General features: G+C 39.4%; 18 protein-coding genes, 2 tRNA genes and 4 pseudogenes. 10 read left to right on the top strand and 14 right to left on the bottom strand.

What is annotated here, in order from left to right; genetic code table 11:
• From nuoF to FS875_RS07385, 7 genes are all read right to left on the bottom strand, one after another.
• A partial coding sequence (gene nuoF / locus FS875_RS07415) for an NADH-quinone oxidoreductase subunit NuoF (RefSeq protein ID WP_144755085.1) occupies positions 1-937 on the bottom strand: 937 nt, incomplete at its 3' end.
• A 145-nt stretch (positions 938-1,082) separates the two neighbouring features.
• Positions 1,083-1,757 (bottom strand): NADH-quinone oxidoreductase subunit NuoE, encoded by a 675-nt coding sequence (gene nuoE / locus FS875_RS07410; RefSeq protein ID WP_144755083.1) that lies wholly within the window; start codon positions 1,755-1,757, stop codon positions 1,083-1,085.
• On the bottom strand, positions 1,757-2,947 hold the full coding sequence (locus FS875_RS07405; protein WP_144755081.1) for an NADH-quinone oxidoreductase subunit D: 1,191 nt from the start codon (positions 2,945-2,947) through the stop codon (positions 1,757-1,759). Before FS875_RS07405 ends, nuoE begins: the two co-directional genes overlap by 1 nt.
• Positions 2,948-3,065: 118 nt before the next feature.
• Positions 3,066-3,674: an NADH-quinone oxidoreductase subunit C gene (locus tag FS875_RS07400; protein ID WP_144755089.1), complete on the bottom strand. Its 609-nt coding sequence runs from the start codon at positions 3,672-3,674 to the stop codon at positions 3,066-3,068.
• A 16-nt stretch (positions 3,675-3,690) separates the two neighbouring features.
• The gene (locus FS875_RS07395; protein ID WP_144755079.1) at positions 3,691-4,272 is read right to left on the bottom strand and encodes a NuoB/complex I 20 kDa subunit family protein; all 582 of its coding nucleotides are present in this window, start codon (positions 4,270-4,272) and stop codon (positions 3,691-3,693) included.
• Positions 4,263-4,628 carry an NADH-quinone oxidoreductase subunit A gene (locus FS875_RS07390; protein ID WP_144755077.1) on the bottom strand — a complete coding sequence of 122 codons (366 nt, stop codon included), beginning with the start codon at positions 4,626-4,628 and terminating at the stop codon, positions 4,263-4,265. The genes FS875_RS07395 and FS875_RS07390 overlap by 10 nt, the downstream gene beginning before the upstream one ends.
• A gap of 296 nt (positions 4,629-4,924) precedes the next feature.
• Positions 4,925-5,001: transfer RNA gene (locus tag FS875_RS07385), tRNA-Asp, on the bottom strand.
• 172 nt (positions 5,002-5,173) lie between these two features.
• Between FS875_RS07385 and FS875_RS07380 the strand changes: the two genes are divergently transcribed.
• A tRNA-Val gene (locus tag FS875_RS07380) sits at positions 5,174-5,249 on the top strand.
• A 161-nt stretch (positions 5,250-5,410) separates the two neighbouring features.
• Here FS875_RS07380 and FS875_RS07375 read toward each other — a convergent pair.
• Both FS875_RS07375 and FS875_RS10610 read right to left on the bottom strand, forming a co-directional pair.
• Positions 5,411-5,728, bottom strand: a pseudogene (locus tag FS875_RS07375) (helix-turn-helix domain-containing protein); the annotation flags it as partial.
• Between the two features lie 64 nt (positions 5,729-5,792).
• Positions 5,793-5,936 carry a hypothetical protein gene (locus tag FS875_RS10610; RefSeq protein WP_246067885.1) on the bottom strand — a complete coding sequence of 48 codons (144 nt, stop codon included), beginning with the start codon at positions 5,934-5,936 and terminating at the stop codon, positions 5,793-5,795.
• Between FS875_RS10610 and FS875_RS07365 the strand changes: the two genes are divergently transcribed.
• Together FS875_RS07365 and FS875_RS07360 are read left to right on the top strand one after the other, a co-directional pair.
• Positions 5,935-6,192: a type II toxin-antitoxin system RelB/DinJ family antitoxin gene (locus tag FS875_RS07365; RefSeq protein WP_144755074.1), complete on the top strand. Its 258-nt coding sequence runs from the start codon at positions 5,935-5,937 to the stop codon at positions 6,190-6,192. The genes FS875_RS10610 and FS875_RS07365 overlap by 2 nt on opposite strands.
• A gap of 1 nt (position 6,193) precedes the next feature.
• Positions 6,194-6,466 (top strand): type II toxin-antitoxin system YafQ family toxin, encoded by a 273-nt coding sequence (locus FS875_RS07360; protein ID WP_144755071.1) that lies wholly within the window; start codon positions 6,194-6,196, stop codon positions 6,464-6,466.
• Positions 6,467-6,489: 23 nt separating this feature from the next.
• Here the strand turns inward: FS875_RS07360 and FS875_RS07355 are convergent, their stop codons facing one another.
• The 5 genes from FS875_RS07355 to FS875_RS10600 all read right to left on the bottom strand — a co-directional run bounded on the left by FS875_RS07355 (position 6,490) and on the right by FS875_RS10600 (position 12,290).
• A complete protein-coding gene (locus FS875_RS07355) occupies positions 6,490-6,720 on the bottom strand; it encodes a hypothetical protein (RefSeq protein ID WP_144755067.1) in 231 nt (76 codons plus the stop codon).
• Positions 6,721-6,836: 116 nt separating this feature from the next.
• Positions 6,837-7,064 (bottom strand): hypothetical protein, encoded by a 228-nt coding sequence (locus FS875_RS07345; RefSeq protein ID WP_144755062.1) that lies wholly within the window; start codon positions 7,062-7,064, stop codon positions 6,837-6,839.
• The gene (locus FS875_RS07340; protein ID WP_144755059.1) at positions 7,061-7,723 is read right to left on the bottom strand and encodes a lysozyme; all 663 of its coding nucleotides are present in this window, start codon (positions 7,721-7,723) and stop codon (positions 7,061-7,063) included. The genes FS875_RS07345 and FS875_RS07340 overlap by 4 nt, the downstream gene beginning before the upstream one ends.
• 64 nt (positions 7,724-7,787) lie before the next feature.
• Complete coding sequence (locus tag FS875_RS07335) at positions 7,788-8,117, bottom strand: hypothetical protein (protein WP_144755056.1); 330 nt, start codon at positions 8,115-8,117, stop codon at positions 7,788-7,790.
• Positions 8,118-8,126: 9 nt separating this feature from the next.
• A complete protein-coding gene (locus FS875_RS10600; protein WP_246067884.1) occupies positions 8,127-12,290 on the bottom strand; it encodes a phage major tropism determinant in 4,164 nt (1,387 codons plus the stop codon).
• A 171-nt stretch (positions 12,291-12,461) separates the two neighbouring features.
• Between FS875_RS10600 and FS875_RS07320 the strand changes: the two genes are divergently transcribed.
• The 7 genes and pseudogenes from FS875_RS07320 to FS875_RS07290 all read left to right on the top strand — a co-directional run bounded on the left by FS875_RS07320 (position 12,462) and on the right by FS875_RS07290 (position 22,236).
• Entirely contained in the window at positions 12,462-13,628 is a 1,167-nt protein-coding gene (locus tag FS875_RS07320) for a tyrosine-type recombinase/integrase (protein ID WP_144755053.1), read from the top strand.
• Positions 13,629-13,835: 207 nt separating this feature from the next.
• Positions 13,836-14,036 (top strand): helix-turn-helix transcriptional regulator, encoded by a 201-nt coding sequence (locus FS875_RS07315; protein WP_007347430.1) that lies wholly within the window; start codon positions 13,836-13,838, stop codon positions 14,034-14,036.
• A gap of 99 nt (positions 14,037-14,135) precedes the next feature.
• Positions 14,136-14,798 (top strand): annotated as a pseudogene (locus FS875_RS07310) (DUF7146 domain-containing protein); the annotation flags it as partial.
• 114 nt (positions 14,799-14,912) lie between these two features.
• Positions 14,913-15,203 carry a CopG family ribbon-helix-helix protein gene (locus FS875_RS07305; protein WP_144755046.1) on the top strand — a complete coding sequence of 97 codons (291 nt, stop codon included), beginning with the start codon at positions 14,913-14,915 and terminating at the stop codon, positions 15,201-15,203.
• Positions 15,200-15,472: a type II toxin-antitoxin system RelE/ParE family toxin gene (locus tag FS875_RS07300; protein WP_144755043.1), complete on the top strand. Its 273-nt coding sequence runs from the start codon at positions 15,200-15,202 to the stop codon at positions 15,470-15,472. Before FS875_RS07305 ends, FS875_RS07300 begins: the two co-directional genes overlap by 4 nt.
• Before the next feature lie 158 nt (positions 15,473-15,630).
• Positions 15,631-16,629: pseudogene (locus tag FS875_RS07295) on the top strand (DUF3987 domain-containing protein); the annotation flags it as partial.
• A gap of 631 nt (positions 16,630-17,260) precedes the next feature.
• Positions 17,261-22,236 (top strand): annotated as a pseudogene (locus FS875_RS07290) (DEAD/DEAH box helicase).
• The last annotated feature ends 703 nt before the right edge of the window (positions 22,237-22,939 follow it).

The following is a 22,939-nucleotide window of genomic DNA, read 5'->3' as shown; positions in this document are numbered from 1 at the left end:
ACCCGACATCGCGCATCCCGTCAAAATCCATGATCGCATCAACCATCTCTTCTCCACGAACAACAGGACAAGAAGCACCTCCTGGAATCACTGCTAAAAGATTATTCCATCCGCCACGAATACCACCAGTATGTTTTTCAATTAACTCACGAAAAGAAACACCAAGAGCTTCTTCAAATGTACAAGGTGCATTTACATGCCCAGAAACCATAAACAATTTCGTTCCAACATTATTTGTACGTCCAATTGATGAAAACCACGAAGCACCCCGACGTAAAATCGTTGGAACAACGGCTATAGACTCTACATTATTGACAGTTGTTGGACATCCATAAATTCCCATATTGGCAGGGAATGGTGGTTTAAGCCGAGGTTGTCCTTTTTTTCCCTCAAGACTCTCGAGAAGAGCCGTCTCTTCACCACAAATATAAGCACCCGCACCATGATGAATAATAATATCACATGCATGCCCGTATTTCGTTTTTTTACCTAATAAACCGGCACTATAACACTCATCAACAGCCGCTTGAAGTGCTTCACGCTCGCGAATATATTCACCGCGAATATAAATAAAAGCAACATTTGCTCCCATGGCAAAAGTAGCAATTGCACATCCTTCAATAAGAGTATGAGGATCATGGCGTAAAATATCACGGTCTTTACATGTTCCAGGTTCTGATTCATCCGCATTTACAACCAAATAATGAGGACGACCATCACTTTGTTTGGGCATAAAGGACCATTTCATTCCGGTAGGAAAACCTGCTCCACCACGACCACGTAAACCTGACGCCTTCACTTCATCGATGATCCAATCACGACCTTTATCAATAATCTCTTTTAGATCACTCCAATGCCCACGCAACATCGCAGCCTTTAACGATTTGTCTTTTAAACCATAAATATTGGTGAAGATACGATCTTTATCAGCGAGCATACCCCACCTTTTTCTCTATTACTCGTAGCATTTTTAGCTTTTCCTCAAATGCAATTTTTTAAAAACTTCTTAAAACTTTCTACTTTCAATTAAACGTTGTTATAATATGGATAAAATAATGAAATATCTTTTCAAAAAAAATATCTCACTTAGACCCCATTTCCTTATGATCCTTTTTCTTTAAAGATTTGAGAGACTTCCTTTTTTCTTCGTCCTCAAGAAGAGAAGTTAAACCACTAATCGGTTCCGATGATTGACGACTGTTTTGTGGACCAACCGTTATTTCAGAACCTTTTCCTGCTTCAAATGCATCGATGATCTCTTCAAGACGTTCTGCTGTAAGATCTTCATAAGTATCTTTAAAAATCATGACCATAGGAGCATTAACACAAGCACCAAGACACTCCACCTCCTCCCATGATAATGTTCCATCCTGATTGGTTGTAAAAGGATCATGATGAATTTTTTTCTGACAAACTTTAATCAATTCATCAGATCCACGTAACATACAAGGAGTCGTACCACACACTTGAATATGCGCTTTTGTCCCTACTGGTTTGAGTTGAAACTGAGTATAAAAAGTGGCAACCTCTAGGACTCGGATATACGCCATGGAAAGAATCTGCGCAATATGCTCAATTGCAGCACGTGTCACCCAGCCATCTTGCTCTTGAGCACGCATTAATAATGGAATCACCGCAGATTGTTCACGCCCTACAGGATACTTCTTTATGGTATTTTGTACCCATATCTGATTTTCTTTTGTAAAAGAAAAATCTGCGGGTTGATAAACATCATCTGCAAGACGGCGCACGGACATTAGCGATCAACCTCCCCAAAAACAATATCAATTGAACCTAAAATAGCTGTCGCATCCGCCAACATATGCCCTCGAGTTAAAAAATCCATGGCTTGAAGATGAGCAAAACCAGGAGCACGTAACTTAACACGATAAGGCTTATTGGTTCCATCAGAAACAAGATAAACCCCAAACTCACCCTTTGGAGCTTCCACAGCTACATATACCTCACCTGGAGGTGTATGAAAACCTTCTGTATAAAGTTTAAAATGATGAATAAGCGCTTCCATCGAACTTTTCATTTCACCCCGCTTTGGGGGCACAATTTTGCGATCTAAACTCGAAACAGGTCCCTTTTTTTCCGTACTCAACAAACGATCTACGCATTGGCGCATAATTTTGGCCGATTGACGCATTTCCTCCATACGAATCAAATAACGATCATAACAATCACTATTCTTGCCTATGGGAATATCAAATTCCATCTCATCATAACACTCATAAGGTTGGCTCTTACGCAAATCCCATGCAACACCGGCTCCACGAATCATGACCCCAGAAAAACCACGCGCCCAAGCTTCATCAATACCCACTACACCAATATCTACATTACGCTGTTTGAAAATCCGATTTGGTGTTATAAGGGCATCCAGTTTACCAAGAGCAACAAGAAATGGATCAATAAAATTACCAATATCCTCAATTAAAGATTCTGGTAAGTCTTGATGCACTCCACCAGGGCGAAAATAATTAGCATGAAGACGTGCTCCACACGCACGTTCATAAAAAATCATCAGTCTTTCACGTTGCTCAAATCCCCAAAGTGGCGGTGTCAATGCACCAACATCCATTGCCTGCGTTGTTACATTAAGCAAATGATTAAGAATGCGCCCAATTTCAGAAAACAAAACACGTATTAATTGCCCTCGTTTTGGAACTTTAACGCCCAATAATTTTTCAATAGCAAGCACAAAAGCATGCTCTTGATTCATAGGAGCAACATAATCTAAACGATCCAAATAAGGACCAGCTTGAAGATAGGTCTTTGTTTCCATTAATTTTTCAGTACCGCGATGCAATAATCCAATATGCGGATCTACACGCTCAACAACTTCACCGTCCAATTCCAAAACCATGCGCAGAACTCCATGCGCTGCAGGATGCTGCGGACCAAAATTGATATTAAAGTTTCGAACATTGACCTCAGCCACAATCAACCCCTTGCTTTTTAAAAAACTTCATATCAAACGTTAACAAAAACTCTTATTACACCCAAAACTGGTATTTTGAAGACCTACACCCTAATCTCAAGACTTATCAGCTCCCATATCATTCCTTGACATCTCCTTTTTCATCATATGGTAAAACATATTGTGCTCCTTCCCACGGAGAAAGAAAGTCAAAACTGCGCATCTCTTGTCGTAAAACAACTGGCTCATAAATGACTCTCTTTGCCTCATTATCATAACGACATTCAACAAACCCAGTTACAGGAAAATCTTTGCGTAAAGGATGTCCTTCAAAACCATAATCCGTTAAAATACGCCTTAAATCAGGATGCCCTGAAAATAAAATCCCATACATGTCATACGTCTCACGCTCATACCACTCTGCCCCAGGATAAATAGAACACGCAGAAGCAACGGGGGTATTTTCATCAGTACGTACCTTAACACGCAAACGCACATTCTCACGAGGAGACAAGAGTTGGTAAGAAACATCAAAACGCTTATCGCGAGAGGGATAATCAACTCCACTAATATCTGTAATATTAATAAACTGACAGCGAGAATCATCACGAACAAACAGTAATACATCTGTAATTGCATCAAGACGCGATATTATCGTTAATTCACCAAATGCAAGAATGGTTTCTTCAAGCTTATCGCCTAATTTGTCTTTCAAATAGCTAGCAAGTTCAACCAATGTTTCATTCATCATAACAATGAAGCCCCTATCGCTCTATAGAACCCGTACGACGGATTTTTTTCTGCAGTAATAATATACCGTACAGCAATGCTTCCGCTGTGGGAGGACACCCTGGAACATAAATATCCACAGGCACAATACGATCACACCCACGTACAACCGAATAAGAATAATGGTAATATCCACCACCATTTGCACACGATCCCATAGAGATCACATAACGCGGCTCCGGCATTTGATCGTAGACTTTTCTTAAAGCTGGCGCCATCTTATTTGTTAGAGTACCTGCAACTACCATCACATCTGATTGGCGGGGTGAAGCGCGTGGAGCATATCCAAAACGCTCATTATCGTAGTGAGGCATGGAACACTGCATCATTTCGACAGCACAACAAGCCAAGCCAAAACTCATCCACATGAGAGAACCAGTACGCGCCCAAGTAATCAAAGCATCTGCTGAGGTAACTAAAAAACCTTTATCTGATAATTCCGCATTAATATCACGAAAAAACTTATCATCTGATCCTATCAATTCACCGGTATTGGGATCAATGATTCCTTTTGGTTTTGGAGCTGTAATCGTTGAATTATTAGATCTTAATTCCATTCAAGAGCTCCTTTTTTCCATTCATATATAAATCCAATAGTCAAAATCGCTAAAAACACAATCATCGACCAAAAGCCGAACATACCTATCGAATTAAATGAAACTGCCCAAGGAAAAAGAAAAGCAACTTCAAGATCAAAAATAATAAACAAAATTGAAACCAAATAGAAACGAATATCAAACTTCATGCGTGCATCACTAAATGAATTAAACCCACATTCATAAGCCGATAACTTTTCAGGGTCGGGAGAACGATATGCTACAATGTAAGGCGTAATTAACAAAACCCCAGCAATAACTGCTGAGACAATAATAAAAATCAAGACTGGCAAATAAGAGCTCAATAAATAAGCCATAACCCTCTTCCATCATAACGAAATGCCTGAACTTAACACAATGACTCGATATTGCGAGATCAAACAGACAAATTCAATAATCGCTCTATTCATTCTACCCATAATGCTTAAAAGGTACATAGAGCGATACTTTTCCTATCGGCATAGGTAACGCAGAGCAAAGAAAGACGCAAGCCCTATTCTTATAAACCATGTAAAAAGGAAGAAAAAATATACTCCGCCAAAAGCAGACACTTCACTACCCAATTCATAACACATGAATATCTTAAAGAGAAATCCCATAAGGAAACGAGAAATGGCGCGAGTGACGGGGCTCGAACCCGCGACCTCCGGCGTGACAGGCCAGCACTCTAACCAACTGAGCTACACCCGCGCATTTTTTGTACCAATTTATTCTTGGTACAAGCGGTCGTGTAAGGCGTTCACACGTTTATGTCAAGAAGGATTATGCATTTTTTAAAAAAATTATCAAATACCATCTTTATTCTTGCGTTTAGAAAATTTTTTCCTTAAAGAGAACCCATTCAGTTGCTGATCATTGCATTGGGCGATTAGCTCAGCTGGTAGAGCGCCTCGTTTACACCGAGGATGTCGGGAGTTCGAGTCTCTCATCGCCCACCATATGCTTTTTCTTCTTATGTAACTTATTGTTCTTCATACCCTTTTTTAGGGTTAGGGGAGATAGAATAAAAGTTAGGGAATAGGGTTTTGCAACATGCCTTTATAGGACCCCTGTTTCTTTGCCAACTTTCTCCAAAAACTCTTTTAATCTTGCTACTCCTTGCTACTCCTTGTGGTGAAAAATTATCTAAGTTTCTAACAAACATACCAACAAATTCACTTTTGGATGAATCAGAAGGTTTTATTGTGAAACTCTTTCGACATGCATAGGCTTGCTTTCTTAACTGTAAAGCAGTCGCTTTATCTAAACCATAAAGCTCTATGATCTTTTCTTCCATACCAACCGGTACAGACCTTTTACCAATCTCAACTGAAGATAAAAATGATACAGATACGTCTAATTTCTCAGCCATATCTAAGAGACGTTCTGAGTGATCAACGCGAAGTTTACGTAAGATTTTACCAAAAGATGTAAGCATATAAAAAGTCCTATTAGAGAAGAAAGATTTCTTCTGATTCTAACAAATCTTTTCGAAAATTTTTTCAATTATTGCGAATCAGAACTTCTTTTCGAGGTGCTTTTTTTGCCATACCGGCTGTCCAAAGGGTCTCTAATTCTAAAAAATTGACTTGAAGCCATAATGTAGCTACATTATAATAAAGATTATGAATGGAGGTACTAATCATGAAAGCCGATTCTATTGTTCGCGCTCGCATTCCTGCTGAAATGAAAAAACAAGCTATGATTACTTTGGAACGTATGGGATTAAGTGCATCAGACCTTATCCGCATAACATTCTTGCGTGTCGCTGAAGAAGGTTGTTTACCTTTCGAGCTTAAAGTACCTAATAGTGTCACACGTAAAGCTATAAAGGAATTAGACGAGGGTAAGGGTGAGACATTTAAAAATGCTGATGCTCTTTTTAAGGACTTAGGTATTTAATATGCTGATACCTGTTCGCTCACGACAATTTAAACGTGACGTGCGCAAAGCGGAAAAACGCGGTAAAAATATGAATAAGCTGCGTACACTGTTAAGTCTGCTAATTGAAGAGGAGCCATTACCAAAGCATTATTGTGATCATCCACTAAAGGGTGATTGGGCGGGATGTCATGATAGTCATATCGAACCAGATTGGCTGCTTATTTATCGAATTGAAGGAGATAAATTACATCTTATTCGCACTGGAACTCACTCAGACCTTTTCAAAGAATAATTGTATGAAAAATTAAAAGTACTCTAACTTTTTGTTATCCACTTTTTGAAGTGTGAGAAGCTATTTTCTATGGCGTCTATAAAACGCGAAAAGTCCATTACAAAGATAAAGATAGCAAAGGCTATCCACTTCATAATGCGAGACATCATCTTTAAGCCTTGATAGGTTTCTATCATCTCGTGAAGCAGCTGTTGTTCTGTTTCCGAAAGGTCTTTTCCCCGCTTATTTTGATTGCTACTCATTTTGCCAACCACATGAGCGTGCTCCCTGTTGATTATGTTTCAATATATCTCTTGCTAGATTGGGACTGATCGCGTTCAGATCTTGCTTGTCTAAATAAATTGGCAACCAACCAACACAAGAAACTCTCCTATTGACCGCGCATCCAACGAGACAAAGCAGAACGAACACTAGCATCACTTTTCTTATTAACTTCATTTTCTACCTCAAAACGGCTTGTCGCTGTCTTTAAACTATGCTCTGTTTGTTTTTGCCGTTCACTTTTCTTGCCAAGTTGAAACGCTTTGGCTAAAGCTATAAAAAAAACGGCTAAAGCCGCTAACAAAAGAGACAGATTTCTTTTAAACCAGAAAATCACAAACGCTGCTCCTTAAACCGCTTGGCAACAATCACCAGTCCTGTACAAGCTGCTAAGACCATGATGCCTGCTAATGCCCATTGGATTGGTCCATTGCCTGCTAACAAACCGCCAAGACCTGAAAAAGAACCTATAATCGGCGCTAGTGCTTCTATCTTTAAAAGACCGGTTGCATTACGCGTTTCTACACGTTCATAATTCGAAGCAATGTAAGATCCTTTTGCCCACAAACCAGCTTCAGCTGCTCGACGGTTGGCTAAACCTACAAGAGGCTTGCCCCCCACTTTATTCCATTTCTGTAATTCACTAGGAACGGCTTCATAATCCCCTTGATTAAGCTTCTTCAACAATGTCGACTTGCAAAAGGCTTTCGTTCCTACGTTATAACAAAACGACACCAAGGCTGCGAATTGGTTATCCGTTAACGAAACTGTTACAGATTCCTCTACTGTCTTTTCAAATTGCTTTAAGTCCTCACAAAGGATTTTTTCTGCTTCCTCTTGGCTAATACACATGCCTTTTTTGACAAGCGGATGACCCGCATTACTGGTGTGACCATACCCTATCGTCCAGATACATGCTACATCTCTATAAGCCTCTAAACGCAAGCCTTCCCATTGTTTGATAAGCTCTAAACCTTCTTTCGATATCTTTCTCATCTGATCCTCCATAAAAAAAGCCCCACTGATGTGGGGCTGGATTAAAATATTCTTTTATAATCTTCTATTGGCTATGCTCTTTGATCAACTGTTCGACTTCTTCAACACTAAAGCCTAGATGAAAGAGCCGCGCATATTCGCTTTCCTGTAACTCATACTGACAACGCTTTTCTACAAACTCACCATCTTGATCAAACGGAATGCTTGTTGTCACACAAACCTTATGCGTATCATCTTCTATCCCCTCTTCTCCCTCACTGAGCTCCTTAACTAAAACCCAATAAAAACGCGTCTCTAAAAGATCTTTGAGCCTTCTGACCGTTTCTTCCTTATTAAAAGAAAGCATATTTAAATAATCTTGCTTACTATTTAAATGTTCTGGATAATCTATCATCTACCCCTCCTAAACAAAATGACGCGGGCGACTACAGCCACGCGTGGTGACTTGTTCACTGTCTTTAGAGAGAGTGTGTGTGCTTCGGGAAAAACGTCCACTATTCACATCACTACTCCAATCTCCACCACCTACTAATCCCCTCATCTCAATCTGAGAACGTACTCTATAGAATATGGACAGCGGGAACCTTCCTGATAAAAGTTGCCAAAGATAACCACAACCATCCTCGCACCCTATATGCGAGATCATTCGCCTATTCGCCGTATCAACATGACCTCCTGCTGTCTTTGATGAAGGCGCTTTGTTGCCTGTAATACTCGTTTTTTCATTACTTCCATACAGAGCAGAAGAAAATTCCAAATCATTCAGTAAAAATTTCTTGACACGCAACATATCTGAGACATGGTCGCTATAGCTACGATTGATGGTGACAAGAGCGCCATAAGCCGATTTGGTATTTGCGCCCGTTCCCGATTGAAGATAAATATCTACCCAAAGGTCTGTAGAGGGGTCATAAACCATCCCTTCGGGGGAACTATGCGGGCGGTGATTGAGACACCAAACAGAATTCGGTAATATATCCCCTGCTCTATAGCCTGATAAGGGGTGTCCTGTAATCGTGCCAACATCCGCACAAAGCGTATGAAACCCTCCTATCTTGCGGGAATTATTCGCTGTATAGCTATCTGGATAGGTTGCGTTAAATGACAAAATAAATTCCTCCTTATTTTTATTCGTATCGTATACCAGATATAAATAATAGTCCTTTCCTGGTGAAAGAGTTTGGGGAATATCTATTCTTTTATCATTTACATAGCGCAACCAGGATACATTATTAAAATTAAGGGCAATAGATGTTCCTTGTTTCAAAGTGACTTGTTTTTTTCCAGTCGCCACAAGAAACGGGCTAGAAACTGATAAAACACTTAAATTAGAATGTTTCAGTAAATTGTTTATATCTTGCGTTAGCGCTTTTGTTTGAGAAACTTCTGTCTGAACTACAGTTACAGCACTCTTCGTAGAATTCGCCGTCGCTATTACCGTTGCTAAAGATCTCTTTACAGCACCAAATTCTTGATTTATCGTGTTTAAAGACTGTTTGGTTTGTTCGGTAAGACTTTTCGCACTATCTGCTGTTGATTTTGCACTATTGGCTAGCTGCTTGACTCTATTGGCTTCATCCTTAGCTTCATTGGCTCGTGTCTCAGCGGCTTTGGCTTGTTTCTTGGCTTCTTCTGAGTGCACACTCGCTAAATTTGCGGTAGTCTTAGCGCTATTGGCTGCTTCCTTCGCGTTGTGAGCTGTACTACTAGCGTCACGAGCTATACTTTTCGTAGTTTCTGCCTCACTACGCGCTTGCCTCGCATGATGTTCGGCATCATCTGCTGTCTTTTTTGCTTCTTTCGCTATCTTTTCGGCTTCACCTGCTACTGTCTCTACCTGTGATGACTTCTTTTGTGCACCATCAGCTACCTTCTTTGCCTCTTCTGCTATAGACTTCGCACTATCGGCTACTTGGCGTGCTTCACTTGCCTTGTTCTTGGCTTCTTCCACTAAGCTCTTGACAGCCTCTGTATTAACTTGTCCTGCACCCTCTCCTAAACGTACCGCCTGTTCTGCCGCCGTTTTTGCCTCTCCCGCTATCCTTGTTGCCTCTGTTGCATCCCGTACTGCTTGTTCTGATTTCTTACTTGCACTCTCTCCAATGATTTTTGCCTCTTCTGCTATGCTCTTGGCTTCCTCTGCACTCCCCTTCGCATCATTGGCTGTTGTTAACGCCGTGGTCGCCATTGTTGTCACACCAGTTGTTTCTGCTCGTGCTTGCTCTGCACTCTTTTGCGCCTCTGTAGATGATGCCCTTGCTTTATCCGCTAAATCCTTGGCTTCTTCACTAAGACCTTTTGCCTCATTAACTAAAGTGATCGCCTGTGCCGATTGCTTCTTAGCTTCTGACGCTAGTTGTTTCGCTTCACCCGCTGTTGAGAGTGCTGTTTCACTTGCACTCTTGGCTTCATTGGCTACACTAGATGCCCTCTCTGCTAATCCCTTAGATTCTGTCGCCGTATTCGCCGCCGTTTCTGCAACTTGTTTGGCTTCACTTGATGCGCTCTTAGCCTCTCTTGCCGTCATTTCTATAGCAGATACGCTTGCCTTAACACTTGTGACCTCTGCCCGTGCTTGTTCTACTGTCTCTCTTACCTCATTTACTGAAGTTGTTACTGCTGTGACCCCATCCTTTGCTTCCTTTGCACTCGTAACAGCTTGTGAGACTTCTTCTCTTACCTCTGTAACCCTCTGATCGGCTCGATTAGCGGCTGTTAATGCTGTTTCACTAAGACCTTTTGCATCATTGGCTGTGGTAGATGCCCCCTCTGCTAGTCCCTTAGATTCTTCTGCTATACCCTTGGCTTCCTCTGCTGTCTGCTTGGCTGTTTCTGCAAACGTTGTCGCTTTGAGTGCTGTTTGTTTTACCTCATGACACGTCGCTACCGCTGTCGCAGCTACTTGCGTCGTCTCCATGGCTGTTTGCTTTGCATCTCTCGCTGTTTGTTCTGCTCCTTCGGCAAGAGACTTGGATTCATCGGCTATCTTCTTTGCTTCTGTCGATAAACTGACCGCTTGTTCACTCGTGGCTTTTGCTGCATGCGCAATTGTCTCTACGCTTTCGGCTTTACTCTTTGCATTCACAGCTGTCTCTTGTAACGTCGTTACAAGGGTTTGGAATACATCAACAGCCTTCTTCGCATCATCAGAAACACTTTTGGCTTCTTGTGCAATATTCTCTGCCGATTCCGCTTTACTCTTCGCATCTTCTGCTATGCTCTTTATAGATTCTATACTAACTTGAGATGCTGCCTTAGATTCATTAGCTAGTCTCGTGGCTTCTGTTGCACTCTGTTGGGCTTCTTCTGCTTGCCTCTTTGCACTATCCGCCGCGCTTTTCGCTTCCTCTGCTAAGCTCTTGGCTTCACCAGACTTCATTAATGCTTCTGAAGCTTTCTGGCTTATCTCTTCACCTTTCTGCTTGGCTGTATTGGCTGTTGATAATGCCGTTTCCGCTAATCCTTTAACTTCTTCAAATGTTTTATTCGATTCATCAAAAGCATCCTTGTTTTCCTGAACAAGTTTCTTTGCCTCTTCTGATAATGTCTTGGCTTCACCAGCAATTCCCTTCGCATCATTCGCTGTATTAAACGCCATATCCGCCGTTGATTTTGCTGCTGTAGCTTCACTGAGAGCTTGTTCTGCTGTCTTTTGCGCTTCTGTAGATGCCGTGTTCGCTTTTTCCGCTAAACTTTTTGCGGTTTCAGATATACTCTTACTCTCTTGTGAAAGTGCTTGCGCCTCTTCAGCCTTCTTCTGAACTGCTTCTACCAAACTTTTTGTCGTTGTATCCCCTTCACGAATAGCTTGTCTATCAGCTTGTAAGGCTTGTTCTGCTGCTACCTTCGCTTCATTGGCTAGTTTAGAAGCCTCTAAAGCATCCTGTTGAGCTTGTTCTGATTTCGACGAAGCTCTATCTGCTGTCTCTTTCGCTTCCCTTGCATCCTTCAACGCCTCATCAGATTTCATTTGAACTTGCTGTGCTGTCTTGGTTAATTCTGTAACTGAAGCTGTTGCACCTTGCGATAAAACTTTTGCCTCTTCTGCAAGCCCCTTGGCTGTATTAGCTGTCGTCGACGCCATAACTGACGTGGCTTTCGCAGAACTCGATTCTTTTAAAGATTGTTCCGCTGTCTCTTTCGCAGTCTCTGCTGTCTGTTTGCTGTCTCTTACCTCTGTTAAGGCTGTCTCTACAGATGTTTCTACCTGTGATACTCTTTGTGTGAGCTCTGTCACTGAAGATGTCGCCCGTTCCGATAACCCTTTTGCATTTTCTGCCATATCCTTGGCATCATCCGCTGTCTGTTTGGCTCCATCCGCCTTAAGACTTGCTTGGGTCGCTACCGTCTTTACTTCATGACTCGTCGCTACCGCTGTCGCAGCTACTTGGGTCGTCTCCATAGCTGTTTGAGAAGCTTCTCTTGCTGTTTGTTCTGCACGTTCAGCAATCGATTTTGATTCATTGGCTAACCTCTTAGCTTCTGTCGAGACATTCACTGCGCTGTCACTTGCCTGCTTCACTTCTGCAAAACTTTCCAATGCCGTGGCTAATGAACCTGATAACACATTGATTTATAATGGAAATCTAGCGTTGTTCATATTGAATTAGAGTCCCGAATAACGTAAGATTCTCTCATTTCAAAGCTGTTTATCTTGAATCAATCAAAATCATTCCCTTGCACGTCAAAAGCGGGGCTGGCGTGTGGGTAAAAATTGTTAAAGAAAGGACTACTAAAAATGGCTCTTATGAACCGTCTTAATGCAAGGTCTGTCGCAACATTGGGGGCTGGAAAATATAATGATGGTGCCGGCTTGCTTCTTCATAAACGTAAAGATGGTGGTGCTCAATGGCTTTATCGCTATACCATTCACGGGCGCCGTCGTGAAATGGGCTTGGGCGCTTTAAGAGATGTCTCTTTAAAGCAAGCTCGCGAATGTGCAAACCAATGGCGTTCTGTTTTACGTGAGGGTCGTGACCCTATTAAAGAGCGCAACAAACAAAAGCGTGAAGCAATGCGTAATCTCCATTATTTAAAAGATATCGCGTTGGATGCTTTTGAAAGTCGTAAAGCTGAATTAAAAAATGATGGCAAGGCTGGAGATTGGCTTTCACCTTTAAAACTGCATATTTTACCAAAATTAGGCTGTCTGCCGGTTTCTGAGATTACGCAAACAGAGATACGCAATGTTCTTGCCCCTATCTGGCATATAAAAGCTGGAACTGCTCGAACAGCATTGATACGTCTTAATCTTTGTCTCAAACATGCGGCTGCATTAGGATTGAATGTTGATTTACAAGCAACAGAAAAAGCACGCGCGCTCTTAGGTAAACAACGCCATAAAGTCCAAAATTTACCAGCAATGGATTGGAGAGAGGTGCCCGCTTTTTATCAAACGCTTTGCGAAGCATCAACCCTAACACAACTGGCTTTGCGCTTGCTTATTTTGACAGGCGTTCGTACCAATCCTTTATGTCATATTCATAAAGATCAAGTTGATGGGGATATATGGACTATTCCTGCTGAGAATATGAAAGGAAAACGGGATACCACAAAAGAATTTCGTGTGCCTCTATCATCAGAAGCATTAGACATTTTAAAACAAGCGCGTTTGCTTTCTCGCAACGATTTCTTTTTTTCTGCAACAGGTCGGGGGGCGCTTGGTGCAAATTGTATGTCACAATACATGCAACAGACTGGATTAAAAGCCTGCCCGCATGGTTTTCGTTCTAGTTTACGCAATTGGCTTGCTGAAACAACCGATGCCCCCTATGAGGTCGCTGAAACTATTTTAAGTCATACGGTTGGGGGTAAAGTAGAACGTGCTTATCGTCGGACTGATTATTTAGAACAGCGCCGTGTTTATATGGATAAATGGGCGGCTTATGTCACCGGTCAATCTTAAGATATGGGGTGTATAACCCCATTATCTGTGGATAACTTGCTCTCTCTTCTCTCATTCCCTTTCAATAATTCTCATAAATTACCACATGAGAAAATGTATAATAATATATTGTTTTTTATGATTAAAATACCTTCAAAAAACAACCAAAATGTGCTTAATAAATAGGCATGATTTGTTTCTATTTTTTACTCTTGAAAGGATTTTAATATGACAGAAAACGATATTCTTTTAACAGACCGTGAAAGTGCAAAATTGCTTCATATGAGTGTTTCAACATTCCGCCGTCATGTGACCAATGGCTCTCTCCCAAAACCTTTAAAATTTGGCTTTTTATCGCGTTGGTTACAATCAGATCTTTTGAATGTAATAGAGCAAGCAAAACAGCAACGTTATAACGACGTCGCATAAAAGAAAACCTTGTCACGTAAGGACGGACAAGGCTTTCCATTTTCACTCAAATAATGAATAGCAAAATCCGTTCTGTGACGCAAGTAACAGGACAATAATATGTTTTATGAAAATTCTGAGGGCATCACAAATGCCTTGCGGGGGATTTGGCATGGGCATTATGGAAGTGCCCGCTGTCCAGCCCATGATGATCAATTGCCTAGTTTATCCCTTGCTAATGGACATGATGGGCGTCTCTTACTCTATTGTTATGCTGGCTGCTCTTTTAAAGAGATCATACAAGCGCTTAGAAGAATTGGCTTGCTTGGGAAACAAGCCTTTTTTGATAAAACTTATGATCATGGGCTTTCTTTATCAAAACAGAAAGCAGAAAGAGCACAAAATATTTGGCAACAGAGCCAACCAATAAAAGATACTTTAGCAGAAACCTATTTACGCAATCGGGGTATTTGTTATGACTTATTTCCTTATTTACGCTTTCACAACAAATGTCCACCCCCATTAGGAATGACATTGCCCGCGTTGGTGGCGCTTGTTAAGGGGGCTGGCTCTTTTGCCATTCATAGAACCTTTTTACAAGCCAATGGCTGCAAAACAGATCAGAAACCAGCAAAAGCCATGTTGGGATCTGTCATGGGCGGTGCTGTGCACTTAAGTCAAGAAAATCCAAAACATCTTGTCATTTGTGAAGGCATTGAAACCGGTCTCTCTCTGCTGTCTGGATTGTTATCAGAGCCCGTGAATGTATGGGAGTCTCTTTCAAACCTATGAAAATGCAAAATAGATATAAAATATCTATTCTAACAGTAGCTATTGAAGAAATAGTAAAAATGTATTACATCAGAACTATATTGTAACACATTAAGGGGTGGTAAAATGGCTGAAACAACATTTACCTTTCGCGTTGATGATGTATTAAAAAATGAATTTTCTAAAGCAGCAAAGGCATGCGATAGATCTGGTGCACAATTGTTGCGGGATTATATGCGCGAAATTGTAAAAGAACAAAAAGAAAAAAGTGCGCATGATTTATGGTTTCGGGAACAAGTCCAATTAGGAATAAATTCTGCTAATGCAGGCGATATAATATCTTCTGAAGAAGCGGAAGCAGAAGCAAAGGAATGGCGCTTAGAAATACAAAGTAAACTAGATAGATCAACTTTATGAAGCTAATTTGGACACAAGTAGCACACGTTGACCGCAAAAAGATACGTGAATACATATCACAAGATAATCCTTCTGCTGCCTTAAAGTTTGATCAACTTTTATCTGAAAAGGTAGAAAAACTTGTTAAATTTCCCACTCTTGGTCGTTTAGGACGAATTGTAAATACCCGTGAACTTATTGTAAATCCAAATTATATCATGATTTATGATATTTCAAATGGCGTTGTGCGTATTTTACGTGTGCTTCATACAAAGCAAAAATTTCCTTAATCAATTGTATTTTTATTTATTTGGTAATTGAAGCAAATTATTTTTTACAATACTGCGCTCTGTATCAGTAAGTAATGATAAATTATTATTTTTCTAATGTTGCGAATATGATTAGCATAATTACTTTGCACACCACTTAGTTTTTTACTCGTAAAAATGATGATGACACGCTTAATAAACGACGTCTTATTATCAATGATACGAGTGTAGAAAAGCTTGGGGAATTGTTAGAAGCCTCCCCGTGATCTCTTAATGGTCCGTGATGAATTATCTGTTTTTTAGCCAATTTGGAGAAAAAGGAATATCAAACAGACCGTGCTTTTTATCTCGAAGCTTTTAATGGAGATGGTCAATTTACTTATGACCGTATCGGGCGTGGAACCATTTTTATTCCCAATGCAACTCTTTCCATTATAGGAGGCATTCAACCCTCTCGCATTCTACCCTTTATACGCAATGCTTTATATGGCAAAGGCAATAATGGTTTTTTACAACGCTTTCAAATGCTGGTGTGGCCCGATGAGACAAAAGATTGGCAATGGGTTGATAGACACCCTAATCAAGAGGCATGGAAAACTTATGATGAAGGGGTGTTCCATTCTCTTTATGATAACCCCCTTGGATCTCCAGAACGCCCGCTTGTGATGCGCTTTTCTACTGAAGCTCAAGAAATTTTTCGTGAGTGGATGCAAAAGATTTTTAAAGAAGCTAAAGAGAATAACCTTTCTGAAAGCTTACAATCACATCTTTTAAAAATGCCCAAAACCATAGCAAGCCTTGCCTTGATTTTTGAACTGACCGAAGGGGGGCGTTTTGAAATCAATAAAGATGCTCTTCAAACAGCCTTGCGTTGGGAAAAATATTTGTTAAGCCATGTTAAAAGGCTTTATGCGGCGGGGAATGCCTCTATAGAAGATTGTGCAAAATTGATTATTGAACGCTGTGATCATTTACCAAATGTTTTTACTTTACGTGATATTCATCAACGTGACTGGAGAGGTTTAAAAGATCATGCCATTCTAAAACAAGCTCTAGAGATTTTATGCCGTTCTAATCATATTCGTCAAATATCAAGTGAAAATAGCTCTAAAGGCGGTCGACCTACCATACGCTATGAATGGAATCCTTTTGTCAAAAGCAACAGCACAAAACAATGAAACGCTGATAATTTTTTGTTATCCTTCAAACCTTCAAAGATCTTATCGTAGCAACAGAGGGGTCACGAATGATCTTTGAGGTTTTTTGTTTTATAATTTTTAAAAAGAAGCAACGTTCAACCTTGTGTCAATAATAACCAAAATTAATCTCTATAAGTTTTGAAGAGGTTTTGAGTTTTGACGGTTGCTGCTTTTATATAAAAAATAACAAAAAATAAAAACGTTATATTTCAATATGTTAATATTTTACAAATCTTCAAAAAACAACCTATATCAACAACACAACCCATGAATTCAACTAATGATATAGGTTTCGAGGTGGTTTTGACAATTTTTGCACCGTCAAAACCTATTTATTAAAGTCACTCATAAAACCTATCAAAATACTCATTCTGATGTTTTTAAACACATAGTGCATTTGTCTTGAATGATGTGTGAAACGAACAGCAAATTCCACTATTTTGCTGCTTATAAGCAGCATTTATAAAATTTAATTTTAAGCAATTTATGAGTTTTCGTGTGTTTTTGTCTCATTTTGTTATCGATATTTCTTTTGAATCAATTTAATAGACTTCATTCCGTTTCTTTGTGATCTTTGATCATACCACGCGTCAATGGAGTTTATCTTAATATGCTTCAATCTGTTAAGTCTGATAACAAACAAGTCACTTTACGCTCTCTCTTAGAATTCTACCGTGAAAAGGCTAAATCACCCTGTGAATTGGGAACGCTGTTTGAAAATCTTGTGAAGGATTATTTCTCTGAAGACCCTCTTCAAAAGCAGGAATACGAAAAGGTTCAGACTTATTCGGAATGGGCTGAGGAACATGATGAAGATGGGCGTGATATCGGTATTGATCTGGTCGTTACAATCCGTGATCAAGGAGGTTATGCGGCTATTCAATGTAAATGCTATGATGCTTCTCACATCATTAAAAAAGAAGATATTGATAGCTTTATTGCTGCCTCTGGGAAGAAAATATTCACCCGTCGCATACTGGTTGATAGCACCGAAAGCAATTGGAGTGATAATGCTAACAATACGTGTGATGGTCAAGAAGTTCGTATTCAACAGATTAATCTGTTTGATTTAGAAAACAGTCAAATCGATTGGGGCGCTTATAAAGAAAGAGGACAAGCCGTCCTTAAAGAGCAACCGAAAAAAAAGCTTTTAGATCATCAGATAGAAGCACTGAAGGCTGTTTGTGAAGGTTTGCAAGAAGCAGACCGTGGCAAGCTTATTATGGCATGTGGGACGGGGAAAACTTTTACCAGTCTTAAGATAGCAGAACAAATAGCTGGAAAAGGCAAGCGTGTGTTGTTTCTGGTACCTTCTCTTGCTTTGATGTCACAAACAATCCGTGAATGGACCATTGATACAGAAGTGCCCTTGCGTTCCTTTGCCGTGTGTTCGGATACACAAGTGGGCAAGCGTCGTAAAAGTAAACATGATGATGAATCTGGTCTTGATGCTTCTGATCTTGTCTTGCCGGCAACAACGGATGCAAAAGAACTTGCTCGTAAAGCCAATAAGACCTCTCTTGATGTGATGACCGTGGTCTTTTCGACCTATCATTCCATTCAAGTGATTTCCGATGCGCAAAAGGAATATGATTTACCCGAATTTGATCTAATCATTTGTGATGAAGCCCATAGAACAACTGGGGTTGTATTGGGAACAGACAAGCATGAATCTGAGTTTGTCAAGGTTCACGACAACAGCATCATTTTGGGTAAAAAACGTTTGTATATGACGGCAACGCCTAAGATCTTTGTTGATAGTGCCAAAAAGCAAGCCCATGAGATGAATGGCATTCTGACATCTATGGATGATGAAGCGCTCTATGGAAAAGAGCTTTATACCTACACATTCTCTAAAGCCGTGAATAATGAACTCTTAGTTCCTTATAAAATTATTGTTTTGGGTGTTAATGAAGAGGAAGTGAGTGAATTCATTCAACATCTGATGACCAATGATGATTATGAACTTATTCTTGATGATAAGACCAAGATCATAGGCTGTTATCAAGCCTTGAGTAAAATAGATCTAAAAGTTGATTTGAGGGATGACCCCAATCCCATGCGGCGGGCTTTGGCTTTTTGTAAAGACATAAAGACGTCTGAACGTATCCGTGATACATTCAACTCTCAAGAGATACAGAAAGAATTGTCTAATCTTCATAAGCTCTATAAAGATACCCCGCCTCTTCAATGTACCTTTTCGCATATTGATGGAACACAAAGTGCCAAGAAACGCAATGAAGCTCTTGATTGGTTAAAGGGAAGGTGCGGGGGAAAATACTTGCCGTGTGCTCACCAATGTAAGATGCCTTTCTGAAGGTGTTGATGTTCCTGCTCTTGATGCGATTATGTTTTTACACCCGCGCAAAAGCCAAGTGGATGTGATACAGGCGGTGGTGCGTATCATGCGCCGTGCCAAGGGCAAGAAGAGAGGTTATATCATTTTACCGGTTGGGATACCGGCTGGGGTTTCTGCTGAACAGGTTTTAAAATACAACAAAAGATACGGTGTTGTTTGGCAAGTGATCAATGCTTTGCTTTCTCATGATGAGAACTTTGAGGTAACCCTTAACCAGATGATTTTAGGTCAAGACGTAAGTCATACTTTAGAAATTGCTGCCTTAAAGAGTATGACGACGGTTGAAGATAAAATCCATGTTTATGAGAAACCAGAAAGCGCGGGGCTTGATATTGGAAAAGCTGCCTATGAACCACAAAAATACATTCATAGCGTTACAGGAAGATTATCCTTTTATAAAGAGTTTCCTCATGCCCTTAAAACTCTTTTGGCTAAGAAATTTACCCTTGCGGATTATTGGGGCATCTGGGCTGGCAATGTTGCTGAGATTGCACAAAACCATATCACACGCCTTCAAACCATTCTTTCTGATGAAACCAGTAAAGCCTATTATGCTTTTGAGAGCTTTCACAAAGAACTAAAAAACAACTTAAACAGTGATATCAAACAAGAGGAAGCGCTTGAGATGTTAGCACAGCACCTGGTAACTCGTCCCGTGTTTGAAGCCTTATTTGATGGCAATGAATTTATCCAAAACAATGCTATTTCGCAAGCGATGGAAAAGATTTTAGCTGAGTTGGATAAAACCAATATCAAGCAAGTATCGAAAGAGTTACAAGAGTTTTATGACAGTGTGAAATTCCGTGCCTCTGGGATTACCTCCCCCCCAAGCAAGACAAAACCTTATTATCAAGCTTTATGAAGATTTTTTTACCAAAGCATTTAAGAAAACCACCGATAGGCTTGGGATTGTTTACACCCCCGTTGAGGTTGTGGATTTTATCATTCATTCTGTTGATGATGTCTTACGCAATGAATTTGGAAAAAGTCTAGGATCACGGGGTGTCTCTATTCTTGACCCCTTTACAGGAACAGGTACCTTTATCACACGGCTCTTACAATCTAAACTGATAAAACCAGAGGATATGGAATATAAGTTCCGTCATGATATCCATGCCAATGAGATTGTTTTACTGGCTTATTACATAACAGCGATTAACATTGAATCGACTTATCATAGTCTTATGAAAGGTGAATATATTCCTTTTAAGCATATTGGTTTAACTGATACGTTTCGGATGCTTGAAGAAAAAAATCTGCTACAAAAATTATTTAAAGCAAACAGTGAATATTTAGAACATCAGAAAAATCTGAATATCAAAGTTATTTTTGGGAATCCTCCTTATTCAACAGGGCAAAAAAGTGCCAATGACAATGCAAAAAACATCACTTATTCTATATTAGATGATCGTATCCGTGAGACTTATATAGCTCAATCAAAAGCAGTGAATATGCGAAATCTTTATGATAGCTATATCCGCGCTATTTGTTGGGCTAGTGACCGTATTGATAATGCTGGAGTAATCGGCTTTGTTTCTGGTTCTGGTTACATAGAAAAGCCAACAATGGACGGTTTACGAAAATCTTTGGCTAAAGAATTTACGAGTATTTACGTGCTTAATTTACGGGGTGATATTCGTAAAAATATGATGAATAAAAATAATTCTCAAGAAGGAGAAAATATTTTTGGCAATGGTAGCATGACGGGTATTGCTGTGACATTATTTATCAAAAACCCTAATGTTTCTGGAGAGTGTAAAATTTACTACCATGACATTGGTAATAATCTCACAACAAAAGAAAAACTTACGGCTCTTGAGTATTTTGGTAGTGTTGGCGGCATTACGGATAAAAAGGGCTGGCAAGTGATTACACCAAACGAGCATGGGGATTGGATACATCAACTTGATAACAGTTTTGCCGCCTTTCTAACATTAGGTGATAAAAAGGGTAATAATAAAAGGCTATTCGAAACTTTTTCCCGTGGAATTATAACTACTCGCGATACTTGGGCTTATAACTCCAGTCGTGAAGCTTTATCACAAAACATGAGTAATACGATTGCCTTTTATAATAGTGAAGCAGAACGGTTTAATGATACCTATCCACATACTGACCGTAAAATACGTACAAAGGCTGTAGATTACTTTGTTAATACAGATGAAAAAAAGATAAGTTGGAGTCATAATGTTAAACAAGAATTAGTAAGGGGAAAGTTTTTTAAACTTGAAGAAGCGTGCCTTATTCAAAGCCTTTATCGCCCTTTTACACAACAGTGGCTATACTACAACCGTACTTTCAACGAGAGAGTCTATCAAATGCCGCGGATATTTCCGATAGGACAAGCGGTTGAAAATAAAGTGATACATGTTACAGGCATAGGAGCGATGGGGGGCTTTTCTGTTTTGATGAGTAATGTTTTGACTGATGTTCAGGTGATAAGTAATGGGCAATGCTTTCCAAGATATATCTATGAAGATACTACGGTATTAAAAAGTAAAAGTGAGAAACAATCCCACTTATTTACGCATTCTACAGAAGATAGCAAAACAACTGGTTTACAGAGGCGTGATGCCATTACAGATGAAGGACTAGACCATTTTAAAGCTGCTTATCCTAATGAGATTATCACGAAAGATGATCTATTCTATTATGTTTATGGGATTTTACATTCAGAAGATTATCGTAATCGTTATGCTGATAATTTATGCAAGGAATTGCCTCGTATCCCTTGTGTAAAAAGCGTTGAAGATTTTTGGATGTTTGTTACAGCAGGTCGTGAATTGGGCCATTTGCATGTAAATTATGAAGATGTGAAACCTTATCCAGTCTCATTTAAAAAAGGCAATCCTAAACAGACTGATATCTCTAATCCAGAAAAGTTTTATTATGTAACTGAAATGAAATTCGCAAAAATTAAGGACAGTAAGGAAAAGGATAAATCTACAGTTATTTATAACAGCAACATCATTATAACAGACATTCCTCTTGAAGCTTATGAATATATCGTCAATGGCAAGCCCGCTCTTGAATGGGTTATGGGGCGTCAATGTGTTAAAACAGATAAAAAAAGTGGCATTGTGAATGATGCCAATCGCTATGCTGTTGAAACCATTGGAAACCCTGCTTATCCATTGGAGTTGTTTCAAAGGGTTATTACTGTAAGTTTAGAGACAATGAAAATTGTTAAGAACTTACCAAAATTAGAAATAAGAGAAACTGAATAAGCCTATAAAGCATGCTTATAATGGGCATACTAATTATAAGGGGTATAGAGTCTTATAACCATAATCTATACCTCTTTTGTAAGTTTATTAGATACAATCTTAAAAGGAATGATTTATTATGCGTTATTCTAAAAAGAAATCATTTGCACTTTTAAACACTCTACTTTGGATTGCTTTAAGACTTATAAGAAATCCCCTCTTAAAGTGAATATGCTTTTTTTGGATTGCCTTTAAAAGATTATATCGCAATCTCAAATGATAGCTTTATAGCTTTCAAAAGCTTTGTTTAAAAAGAGTTATGTATATTCATTTTGCTTATAGGTTTTGAAGGTGCAAAAATTGTCAAAACCCCCTCGAAACATATACTATTGATTGAATTTATAGGTTGTATTATCAATATGAGTTGTTTTTTAGAGATCTGTAAAATACTAACCACTTGAAATATAATGTTTTTATTTTTTGCTATTTTTTTATATAAAAGCAGCAACCGTCAAAACTCAAAACCCCTTCAAAACTCATAACCATAATGATCTTGATAGCATTTCTTATGATTATACCCCCTTTCTTTTGAAAGGCTTTAAAGATCACATGCTTTCATAAGACGTGTTTTAATCACTCACTAAAATCATTAAGTTTTGTCGGTTCAATTTACTGACACATAACTGACAAATATATATTTACAGTTGTATTTAATGTTGTATTG

The organism is Bartonella saheliensis (assembly GCF_902162175.1).
This window is presented reverse-complemented; position numbering and strand designations above follow the sequence as displayed.